The organism is Athalassotoga sp. (assembly GCF_049965695.1).
In the GTDB taxonomy this organism is placed as follows: domain Bacteria; phylum Thermotogota; class Thermotogae; order Mesoaciditogales; family Mesoaciditogaceae; genus Athalassotoga.
The window spans coordinates 49,812-60,877 of the sequence record NZ_JBMFWB010000012.1 but is presented as its reverse complement, the minus strand read 5'-3'; the positions used below and the strand labels follow the sequence as shown (position 1 = coordinate 60,877).

Sequence of the window (11,066 nt, the reverse complement as noted above, 5' to 3'; positions counted from 1 at the left end):
CAGGGACATTCGACATGTCGTTAACATGGCTTAACCTCGGAATCAATCCATACACACCGTATTACTTTGCATTCAGCCCGACACAAACTGCGCCGGTAGGACAGGTTGCGTCTTCCAACTTCTCAAGATACACCAATCCGTTGATAACGGATGCTTTGCAGGTGTTCAACACGACATCCGATCAAAGGCTTCAAAAACAGGCGATATACACGATAGAAAGAATAGTTCTTGATGACATGCCATTGGCGGCATTGTTGCCGGTTCCGATGTGGGATGTGTACCAGACGAGCACGCTTGCTGGCTTCCCGGACGATCAGTATCCGTATTACATGGTAGGATCGATTCAGGTTGCTCCCGAAATGCTTGCTTTGAACATCCATCTTAAATAAGCATTTTAGAACAAGAGGGGGAGAATTTCTCCCCCTTTTTTAAAAGAGGTGGTTTGAATGAAATTCACGGAAGGAAATTGGCTTGTAAAAGATGGAATGAAAATTTATGGGGCAACAGAAGTGGTTGATTTTGAAGTGATGAATAGTTCTTTAACCGCTCCGAATGACGACATCATACGCGTAAGTGCCTATCATTTCAAGAGTGTAAAGAAAAACGAACCCGAATTCATAATGAATGATGAGAAAAAAACATTTATGGTTAAAGAAGAAAACGAAAAAAATAACCATATTAAATTAGAACTGGAAGGTGAATCAAATGGTAGATGAAAAGATCAAAGAAATCCTATCAAAAATGTCTTTAGACGAAAAGATAGCGCAGATCGGATCGGTCTGGGTGCACGAACTTTTCGATGAATCAGGAGAACTTTCCGAGAAAAAGATGAAAGCGCTTTTGTCAAACGGTATAGGTCAAATAACGCGAATCGGTGGTGCTTCGGGTCTTCCGCCCGAAAAAAGTGCGCGAGTGGCAAATGAGATCCAAAAATTTTTGGTCGAAAAAACGCATCTTGGTATTCCCGCCATTGTTCATGAAGAATGTTTGAACGGTTACATGGCAAAAGGGGCAACGATTTTCCCTCAAATGATAGGTATTGCGAGTTCGTGGAACCCGGATGTCGTTTCTGAAATTGCGCACGTGATAAGAACGCAGATGAGGGCAGCCGGTGGACACGAAGGGCTTGCGCCGCTTTTGGATGTTTCGAGAGATCCCAGATGGGGAAGGATAGAAGAGACATTCGGAGAAGACGTCTATCTGGTGTCGGTTATGGCATACAATTACATAAAATCTTTGCAGCGAAATTTACAAAACGGAATTATGGCAACGGCAAAACATTTTGTTGGATATGCTGCTTCCGAAGGTGGACTGAATTGTGCGCCCGTTCATGCGGGAGAAAGGGAACTGAGAGAAGTCTTTTTGAAACCTTTTGAAATAGCGGTCAAAGCCGGTAAGGTAGGATCCATAATGAATGCTTACCATGAAATAGACGGCATTCCGTGTGCGGCATCCAAATATCTTTTAACCGACATTTTGAGAAAAGAATGGAAATTCGATGGCATAGTCGTTTCCGATTATTCCGCAATAGACATGATTGAAAATTATCACAAGATGGCAAATGACAAAAAAGAAGCCGCGTATTTGGCATTGAATGCGGGCATAGACGTGGAATTGCCGACAAAAAAATATTACGCAGATGCGCTTAAATCAGGCATTGAAGATGGCACGATTCCGGTAAACATTCTCGACAGGGCAGTTATAAGGGTACTCAAATCAAAATTCAAACTTGGACTTTTCAAAAAACATGATGTTGATGAAAAAAAGGTCATGGCGGTCTTTGACACACCTTCACAAAGAAAAATAGCCCTTGAAGCCGCGAGAGAATCGATAGTTTTGCTTAAAAATGACGGCACATTGCCACTCAAAAATTTAACTTCGATAGCCGTTATAGGTCCAAATGCGGCGAACGGGAGAAACATGCTCAGCGATTATTCTTATCCGTCTCACATAGAGGCCTTTGTAAACAACGAGGTGCCGGACGTGATACCGACATCCAAATACTTGAAATCATTGGAAGGAAACGTCAAGATTGTATCCATTTTAGATGGCATAAAAGAAAAAGTTTCCGATAAGATAAAGGTTAAATACGCAAAAGGATGCGATAATCTCGATCCGTCGCGTGACGGATTCGATGAAGCCTTGAAAATTGCCCGAGAATCCGATCTTGTCATCGCCGTTGTTGGAGACAGATCGGGACTTTCGCTGTCCGCAACGACAGGCGAGAGCAGGGACAGAGATAGCCTTGATTTGCCCGGAGTTCAGGAAGCGCTTGTCGAAGAACTTCACAAAACAGGTAAACCATTGGTAGTTGTGCTTGTAAACGGGAGGCCATTTTCGATAAAATGGATCTCGGATCATGCGAATGCAATATTGGAAGCATGGCTGCCGGGCGAAGAAGGCGGACATGCAGTCGCCGACATTTTATTCGGAGATTACAATCCATCCGGAAAGTTACCCGTTTCAATTCCGAGATCTGTCGGGCAGATTCCGGTGTATTATTCACACAAACCTACCGGCGGCAGATCTAACTGGCATGGAGATTACGTTGAAGAAAGCACAAAACCGCTTTTCCCGTTTGGATTCGGATTAAGTTACACGAAATTCGAATATTCTAACCTTGGGATTAATCCATTAAAAGTAGATCTCGGTAACGTGATCACCGTGAGTTGCAATGTTAAAAATACAGGCAAAGTGTCGGGAAAAGAGATAGTTCAACTTTACGTAAACGACAAAGTTTCAAGCGTTACGAGGCCTGTTAAAGAGTTGAAAGGATTTGTCAAAATTCATCTTGATCCGAATGAACAAAAACACGTGACATTTGAAATACCAACGGATCTGCTGGCATTTTACGATTCTAAGATGCGATTGTTCGTGGAAGCGGGAGAATTCGAAATAATGATCGGAAGTTCATCCGAAGACATAAAACTCAGAGGAACGGTGCAATTAACGGAAAATGTACGAGCAAGCAAGAAACAAAAGAAATTTTTCTCGAACGTTAATGTTGAATAGGAGGCATACAATGAAAACGTATTTTGAAGGCATAAATAAAGTGAAATACGATAAAGGCTCGAAAGATCCGATGACCTTTCGTTATTACAATCCATCCGAAAAGATAGGCGACAAAACGATGGAAGAACATCTCAGATTTGCAGTCGCATACTGGCACACGTTCGGGCATACCGGTGCGGACATGTTCGGATCGGCGGTCAACAAAAGGCCATGGTTTGACTATTCGGATCCGCTCGATGCATCTTTGGCGAAAGCAGATGCGGCATTTGAATTCATGTCAAAATTGGGTGTGAAATACTTTTGTGCCCATGACAGGGACCTTTATCCCGAGCAGGAGACATTAAGGGAGACAAACGAAGGACTCGACAAAGTGGTTGAACATATAAAAGGCCTCATGAAAGAGACAGGCATAAAGATGCTGTGGGGGACCGCGAATCTTTTCTCTCATCCGAGGTACGTCCACGGCGGTGCGTCGTCGTGCAACGCAAATGCATTTGCCTTTGCCGGTGCGCAGGTAAAGAAGATGCTTGAAATAACGAAGGAGTTGGGAGGACAGAATTACGTCTTCTGGGGAGGACGTGAAGGGTACGATACGCTTTTGAATACGGACATGAAATTAGAAAGAGACAACATAGCGAGATTTTACAAGATGGCAAAAGATTACGCAAAAGAGATAGGATTTGCAGGCCAGTTTTTGATAGAGCCAAAGCCGAAAGAGCCCACAAAACACCAATACGATTTTGATGTTACAACGGCACTTGAATTTTTGAGAGCATACGGATTAGATGGGTATTTCAAATTCAACATAGAGGCAAACCACGCAACGCTTGCAACGCATACATTCCAGCATGAACTGAGAGTCGCGAGGATAAGCGGGAAGTTGGGAAGCATAGATGCAAACATGGGAGACATGCTACTCGGATGGGACACAGACCAGTTTCCAACGAACGTCTACGACACGACACTTGCGATGTACGAGGTATTGAAAAATGATGTGATAGCGCCTGGAGGATTGAACTTTGATGCACATGTAAGGCGCGGATCGTTCGAAGAGCGTGACCTTTTCTACGCACACATTGCGGGGATGGATGCCTTTGCGCTTGGATTGAGAATAGCGAAACGTTTGTTGGATGACAAAGTCTTTGAAAAGTTCATAGAAGAAAGATATTCGAGTTATAATACAGGCATAGGCATGAAAATAGTTTCACAAAAAGTAACGCTTAAAGACCTTGAAGAATACGTGCTTGACATGAAAGACGTAGGCAACGTTTCATCGAGACAGGAGATGCTTGAGAATATCCTGAACAGATACATGTTCAAAGAATAGTGATGCGTGATCCGTAAACAGCGAAAAACGGCAAACGACAGATAGCAAGAGCAGAGATCAGAAAGAACAACATTAACAAATTGACAAACCGGAGGAAATAATTTGGAAATAAAAACCATGAATTCAGAAAGTATGGGCCGGTCCAACAGACTGACGATTTTAAATCTCATAAGAAAATATCCCGGTATAAGTAGAAGAGAGATCGTTGAGATGACCGGACTTAACCCAAGCACGGTTACAAACATAGTCTTTGATCTTATAGAAAAGAAATTTGTTCAGGAAGGAGAAAAGGGCTTTTCCGGCAAACCCGGCAAAAGGAGGGTAAGTTTACTTCCATCCAAAGAAGCGGCAACGGCCATAATCGTAAAAATAGGCATTGAAAACACACAAATTGGTTTAGGCTACCTTGATAACTCCTTTGAAAGGGTCTATGAAATAAACACGCCTCCGCTTTTTGACGATTTTTTCGATGCCTTCGGTGAGAAAATTCATACCCTCTACAAAAAAGAAAGTTTAAGAAGCAAAATCATGTCTTTGGCCATCTCTGTGCCAGGCATCGTAAACAAAGACACCATTTCAATGGAAATAGTGCCACACCTTGAATGGTCTAAAGTAGAAATAGGAAAGCGCATAAAAGAAAGATTTGGAGATATGAACATACCTATTTATTTGGACAATGAAGCCAAATTGTCTTTGATGGCCGAGATGTATTTCAACGAAGAGATAGACAAATTCAAAGATGGCGTTTACGTTTACGTGTCTCAAGGAGTTGGAGGCGCGCTGCTTGTAAACGGTCATATCTTTTTGGGTACCTCCTTTACGGCGGGAGAAGTGGGACATATGAGCATTTACGCAGATGGTCCGGTTTGCCATTGCGGAAACAAAGGATGCTGGGAGGAGTACATTTCGATAGACACGATAGTCAGGAAATACGAAGTTAAAGGCAGAGCACTTGAAGGTAAAAACTTCAAAGAAAAATTCGAAAATCTTATTTTGAAGGGTGAAAAAGATAAAGTGGCCAAAGATATTTTAATCGAGATGATGCATTACCTTGCGGTCGGGATCACAAATCTTACCAACATAATAAACCCACAGTTTGTGATGATAGGAGGCATGGGTGAGAAAATACCTAACACGTACATTCAAACTCTGAAGAATGAGGTAAAAGAAAGAGCGCTTGAAAGCGCGACAAAAGACTTGCTAATAATGACCTCTTCCATGGATATGATTCAATCGACGCTTGAAGGATGTACGCTTATGGCAATGGATGAATTTTCGAAGGAGGCAATCTCGTGAAATACGCTGGCATAGACATTGGAACGACCGGCATAAAAGCATTAGTTGTTGAAGAGAATGGGAAGATCCTTGATCGCTTTGATCGTCCACTGAAAGTCTACAATCCCAGGCCTGCATGGTCAGATCAAAAACCTCAGGATTGGTGGGAAGGTGTAATGGATATACTGGGATCCATATCCCACAAGTACAAAATAGATTCGATAGGATTATCCGGCCAGATGCACAGTCTTGTGGCTTTGGATAAAGACGAAAATGTCGTCAGACCCGCGATACTCTGGAACGATCAAAGAACCACAAAAGAATGCCAAGAAGCAACACAGATCCTTGGTGGAGAGCGCAACGTCATATCCGAAGTTGGAAATCCAATACTTGAAGGATTCACCCTTGGAAAGATATTATGGTTGAGAAAAAATGAACCGGACAATTTTAAAAGAATAAAGCACATCATGATGCCAAAAGATTACATAGCCTACATGCTGACGGGAGAAATCGGCACCGAATGGTCTGACGCATCCGGGACGGCATGCTACGATGTAAAATCAAGAAAATGGGATTTGAAAGTTCTTAAATCGCTTGAAATAGACGAAGGACTTTTCCCGCCCGTTTCGAAATCTTACTCTTCGAGAGGCATGTTAAAGGCATCGCTGGAGAAAACATTTGGATGGAAAGATGTGAAGATCATATGCGGGGGAGCAGACAACGCGGTCTCCGCACTTGGAATAGGAGTCTTCAACCCCGGCGATTGCATGGTCAGCGTCGGGACGTCAGGCACGGTACTTGGAGTTACGTCATCGACAGAACCCGATCTTGAAGGCAAGTTGCATTACTTCAACCATGTTGTAGACGGTACTTCGTATTACATGGGAGTCATGCTTTCAGCGACAGGTTCATTTGATTGGGCAAGAAAGATGGTTGCAACCGACGACAGTCTGGAAAAGATAGAAGAAATGGTAAAAAGTTCCGTGCCAGGATCGAAAGGGCTTATCTTTTTGCCGTATCTAAATGGAGAAAGGACGCCACACAGAGATCCTCACGCAAGGGGAGTCATCTTTGGCATATCTTCGTTGTCTGAGAAAGCAGACATCATGAGATCGGTGATAGAAGGCGTTACATTTGGTTTGAGAGATTCCTTTGAACTTGTGAAAAAGCGCGTTGATGTGAAAAGCGCGAAGATAACCGGAGGCGGATCGAACAACCTTGAATGGGTCAAGATCATAGCGTCCAATTTCAAAGTTCCGATAGAGATACCGGAAATAAACGAGGGCGGTGCTTACGGTGCCGCGATGCTTGCGGCGGTGGGCAACGGGAAGAAATTCGAAGAGGTTTCAAAATGGATCAAAGTGAAAAATACCGTTGAACCTGAACAAACATGGAGTGAATTTTACGATTCGTGGTATTATGAATACAAAGGCCTTTACAATGATTTAAAAGAAAGATTTAAAGAGATCGATCGTCAGGTATACTAAACCAACTTTAACAGAATCATCGCTCCGGCAGGTGCCCCACTCGATGTCTGGTCCTCGCTTCGCTGCGGAGGTCATCTCGGAGGCATTCTGCCCTCCGCTCAAAGTAAGTGAGCGTTCGACTTTTAAAATGAATTAAATATACGATTACGAGGAGGTGTAAAGATGCCGTTCATATCCATTGAAGGTGGCAAGATGTCGAAGGAACAAAAGGAGCAGTTGATATCTCAATTTACAAGGATTGCAAGCGATGTTTTAAAGATTCCAGAATCTGCCTTTATGGTCATGATCAAGGAAAATGATCCCGATAACATCGGAACAGGAGGTAAGCCACTTAGTTCCGTTATGAAGGAAAGGAAGTGATGATACGAAAAAGATCAACAACGTTGAAATTTATGAAAATTTGAAAGAAATAGTCGATCCGATACATACATGTCTTGTCGTATGGGATGTGCAAAATGCACTTGTTGAAAGGATATTTAACAAAGAGGAATTTGTAAATCACCTCGAAACTTTAATCAAGGGTGTAAGAGGCAAAATGCCCATTTTTTACACCAAAATCACGCCATTAAAAAATGGATTTCAATCTTCCTGGTCTTATTACACGACCATGAAAAACTTTGGAATAAGTCCAGAAGAAGCCGTAAAGATGCCACATTTCATGTCAAAGCCAGAAGCACGAGACGTATATCCAGAGGTTTTTCCGTCGTCCGACGATATCGTGATAGAAAAATCAACCGCGAGCATCTTTGTTGGAACTGATTTTGAACAAATGCTTAGAAACAGAGGAATAACAACGATAATGTTCACAGGAATTTCAACGGAAATAGGCATTGAATCTTCGGCGCGAGATGCTTCAAACAGAGGTTTTTACACGGTCATCATTTCTGATTGTGTTTCTTCATCAAACAAAGAATTGCATGAATCTGCCTTAAAAGTACTTGATAAGATGTTCATAGTTAGGAATTCGTCTGAAATTCTTAAAAGTATACCGAATTAACTTTAAATGGGAAATATGAGCACAACTTTTAAAAAGATCGTTTTCAACTAAAAAATGATATAATTTTCACAATCAGTGAGGATATTTCTACTGAATTCAAAAAAGGGAGATGGTTTTATTGTTCGGAATTCCTAACATCACCAGTTTTGAAGTGGTTGCTTTATGGGTAATTCTTGCCATTGCCTTTGTAGCCTTACTTTATGCCCTTCTACTCAGAAATCAAATAATGAGGGAAGACAAGGGAGCAAAGGAAATGCAGAGTGTATGGGATGGAATACGAGTCGGAGCAAACACATACCTCAGAAAACAACTCAGATCTATTCTTCCACTGATCGTCGTCCTGGCTGTTGTACTTTTCCTTTCGATTTATTTTATTCCACCGAGTGCTGCTGCTTTGCTTCGTTTTAAGGGAATGACGGATGCCGAAATAAGTTTAATCGTAGGAATTGGTCGCGCACTTGCATTCGTCATGGGAGCTGTTTTTTCTTTGTTAGTTGGTCAATTGGGCATGCGTATGGCCGTTCAGGGAAGTGTCCGTGTTGCCGCTGCTTCGAAAAAAGGACTTAATTACGCTTTGAAACTTGCCTATCGCGATGGAACAATAACGGGCATGCTCACAAATGGCCTTGGCCTTTTGGGATGTATGGTGATCTTCATGACCTTCGGAATAGATTCTCCAGACGTTTTGCTTGGCTTTGGACTTGGCGGAACGTTATTGGCTCTTTTCATGAGAGTCGGTGGCGGAATATACACCAAAGCTGCCGATGTGGGTGCGGACCTTGTTGGTAAGGTCGAGGTCGGAGTTCCGGAAGACGATCCACGAAACGCAGCCGTTGTTGCGGATCTCGTCGGTGATAACGTTGGAGATTGCGCGGGGATGGCAGCCGATATATTTGAATCTTACGAGGTCACAATAGTTGCCGCTTTGATTCTCGGAGTTGCGCTTTATTTCACGACTCACCAGATAGAATGGGTTATTTTTCCGCTTTTGGTAAGAGGTATAGGTGTTATCTCCTCGATAATAGGAACATACCTCGTCGGTGTCGGTAAAGAGAAGAATGCCATGAATTCGATAAACAGAGGATTTTACGTCTCTGCCGTGATTTCCGTAATTGGATTTGCACTTGTTGCCCTGTTTTACATGCAAGAATGGAGAGCGTTCTTTTCTGTCAGCGCTGGTATATTGTTAGCACTTGCGATCAATGAGATAACCAAATATTTCACTGATACACGTTACAGACCTGTCAAAGATATAGCGTCTGCATCAAAAACAGGTGCCGCGACGTTAATACTCAGAGGTCTTGTGGTTGGATACGAAGCAACAGTATGGCAGATATTGGCCATAGCCGGTGCCATATTGGCAGCCGTTTTGATATACTGGGGTCAGGGTTTTACCTTTACACTTTACGGTGTAGCACTAACCGGTATAGGAATGCTAACGTTGACCGGAAATTATCTCGGAATGGATTCGTTTGGTCCAATTTCTGATAACGCAAACGGCCTTGGCGAAATGTCGAACATGGATAAAGAATCAAGACAATCTTTAGCCGATCTCGATGCCGTTGGTAACACCACGAAGGCAATAACCAAAGGAGTTGCAATAGGATCTGCGGTCATAGCGGCAGTCGCGTTATTCGGATCCTTCCTAACGAGCATTGCACTCGTTCAACAACAAATGGGAGTGGCATCGTCGGACACGATCCTTGCCACCGGTATAAACATAGCATCTCCGATAATTTTCGTTGGCCTTTTAATAGGTGGTGCGATCCCTTGGCTCTTTTCCGCTTTGATGATAAATGCCGTTGCGAGGGCTGCCGGATTGATGGTAGAAGAGGTAAGACGTCAATTCAAAATACCTGGTTTGATGGAAGGAAAAGTCAAGCCGGATTATGAAAAGCCTGTTGCGATAAGTACCATAGCGGCCCAAAGAGAACTCATAACACTTGCAACGTTCGTCATATTGACACCTGTGGTCACCGGTTTAGTGCTTGGAGAAGGTGCACTTGGAGGTTTCCTTGTCGGTGCCATTCTTTCAAGCCAATTGCTTGCCGTCTTTATGGCGACGTCCGGTGGCGCTTGGGACAATTCCAAAAAGACCATAGAAGATGGACTATACGGGGGAAAAGGTTCTGAAGCTCACAAAGCATCCGTTGTAGGAGATACGGTTGGCGATCCACTCAAAGACACAGCCGGACCTGCTTTAAACCCAATGATAAAAGTTATAAACATGATAGCCTTGATAATCGCTCCGATTATAATCCGCGTTTCCACTTCAAATCCAATTGCTATACTCGTCGGTATAGCGTGTGTAGTGGCAATAGTTGTAGCTGTGATGTATTCCGTGAATGGCGGTTTCAGAAGGACAAAAGCAGGAGAAGCGAATTTTTAACATATCAACTAAACTCTTTAACATTATTTGTTTTAATATGGGGATTGGAGATTTCCAATCCCCATTTTATACTTGACATTCATGTTGTTAAGTGGTATCATTTAATTGAAAACGATTATTGTTTTCGTGAAAGGAGATAGCACAATTGGAAAAAAGTCCAATGAGGATCACGTACCAGAGGAAGATAATTCTTGAAGAACTTAAAAATCTTGGAAATCATCCTACCGTAGATGAGGTTTACATGGTGGTGAAGAAAAGACTTCCAAAGATAAGTATGAGTACGGTTTACAGAAGTCTTGAGGTACTTTCAAAAAATGGTTTTATAAAAAAAATTGAGCCCGTTGATACCCAAAAAAGATTTGATGACAACATAAGCACGCATTATCATTTTTATTGCAAAAATTGCCAAAAAATGAAAGATGCGCCTCTTAAACCTGAAATGGTCGAGAAATTGGAAAAAGAAATAGGTGCAATTGAAAAGATCATTGAAGGCAACGGTTACAAAGTCAATGGATATACGCTCGAATTTTTTGGAACATGTAAGAATTGCGAGCAAAAATGATTGGAGGATAGACGAAT

Annotated in this window: 9 protein-coding genes and 1 pseudogene; all 10 read left to right on the top strand. The window is 42.5% G+C overall.

Going from position 1 to position 11,066, the window contains the following annotated elements:
- Positions 1 to 389, top strand: a pseudogene (locus ACP5NR_RS05370) (ABC transporter substrate-binding protein); the annotation flags it as partial.
- Positions 390 to 446: 57 nt separating this feature from the next.
- Positions 447 to 716 carry a hypothetical protein gene (locus tag ACP5NR_RS05365; RefSeq protein ID WP_428006063.1) on the top strand — a complete coding sequence of 90 codons (270 nt, stop codon included), beginning with the start codon at positions 447 to 449 and terminating at the stop codon, positions 714 to 716.
- Positions 706 to 3,012, top strand: a complete 2,307-nt coding sequence (locus ACP5NR_RS05360) for a glycoside hydrolase family 3 N-terminal domain-containing protein (protein WP_428004656.1) — start codon at positions 706 to 708, stop codon at positions 3,010 to 3,012. Before ACP5NR_RS05365 ends, ACP5NR_RS05360 begins: the two co-directional genes overlap by 11 nt.
- Positions 3,013 to 3,022: 10 nt before the next feature.
- Positions 3,023 to 4,339, top strand: a complete 1,317-nt coding sequence (xylA, locus tag ACP5NR_RS05355) for a xylose isomerase (protein ID WP_428004657.1) — start codon at positions 3,023 to 3,025, stop codon at positions 4,337 to 4,339.
- A 102-nt stretch (positions 4,340 to 4,441) separates the two neighbouring features.
- Positions 4,442 to 5,635 carry an ROK family transcriptional regulator gene (locus tag ACP5NR_RS05350; RefSeq protein ID WP_428004658.1) on the top strand — a complete coding sequence of 398 codons (1,194 nt, stop codon included), beginning with the start codon at positions 4,442 to 4,444 and terminating at the stop codon, positions 5,633 to 5,635.
- A complete protein-coding gene (gene xylB / locus ACP5NR_RS05345) occupies positions 5,632 to 7,101 on the top strand; it encodes a xylulokinase (protein WP_428004659.1) in 1,470 nt (489 codons plus the stop codon). The genes ACP5NR_RS05350 and xylB overlap by 4 nt, the downstream gene beginning before the upstream one ends.
- Before the next feature lie 162 nt (positions 7,102 to 7,263).
- Positions 7,264 to 7,461, top strand: coding sequence for a 4-oxalocrotonate tautomerase DmpI (dmpI, locus tag ACP5NR_RS05340; RefSeq protein WP_428004660.1), 198 nt, complete (start codon positions 7,264 to 7,266; stop codon positions 7,459 to 7,461).
- Positions 7,462 to 7,501: 40 nt separating this feature from the next.
- Complete coding sequence (locus tag ACP5NR_RS05335; protein WP_428004661.1) at positions 7,502 to 8,098, top strand: isochorismatase family cysteine hydrolase; 597 nt, start codon at positions 7,502 to 7,504, stop codon at positions 8,096 to 8,098.
- 109 nt (positions 8,099 to 8,207) lie between these two features.
- On the top strand, positions 8,208 to 10,487 hold the full coding sequence (locus ACP5NR_RS05330; protein WP_428004662.1) for a sodium-translocating pyrophosphatase: 2,280 nt from the start codon (positions 8,208 to 8,210) through the stop codon (positions 10,485 to 10,487).
- 145 nt (positions 10,488 to 10,632) lie between these two features.
- Positions 10,633 to 11,049 carry a Fur family transcriptional regulator gene (locus ACP5NR_RS05325; RefSeq protein ID WP_428004663.1) on the top strand — a complete coding sequence of 139 codons (417 nt, stop codon included), beginning with the start codon at positions 10,633 to 10,635 and terminating at the stop codon, positions 11,047 to 11,049.
- Positions 11,050 to 11,066: the final 17 nt, after the last annotated feature.

What these genes read in the sequence shown, in the direction of transcription:
- ACP5NR_RS05365 (WP_428006063.1), top strand. Translation starts at nt 447, where the DNA reads ATGAAATTCACGGAAGGAAATTGGCTTGTAAAAGATGGAATGAAAATT.
- ACP5NR_RS05360 (WP_428004656.1), top strand. Translation starts at nt 706, where the DNA reads ATGGTAGATGAAAAGATCAAAGAAATCCTATCAAAAATGTCTTTAGAC.
- xylA (WP_428004657.1), top strand. Translation starts at nt 3,023, where the DNA reads ATGAAAACGTATTTTGAAGGCATAAATAAAGTGAAATACGATAAAGGC.
- dmpI (WP_428004660.1), top strand. Translation starts at nt 7,264, where the DNA reads ATGCCGTTCATATCCATTGAAGGTGGCAAGATGTCGAAGGAACAAAAG.
- ACP5NR_RS05330 (WP_428004662.1), top strand. Translation starts at nt 8,208, where the DNA reads ATGGTTTTATTGTTCGGAATTCCTAACATCACCAGTTTTGAAGTGGTT.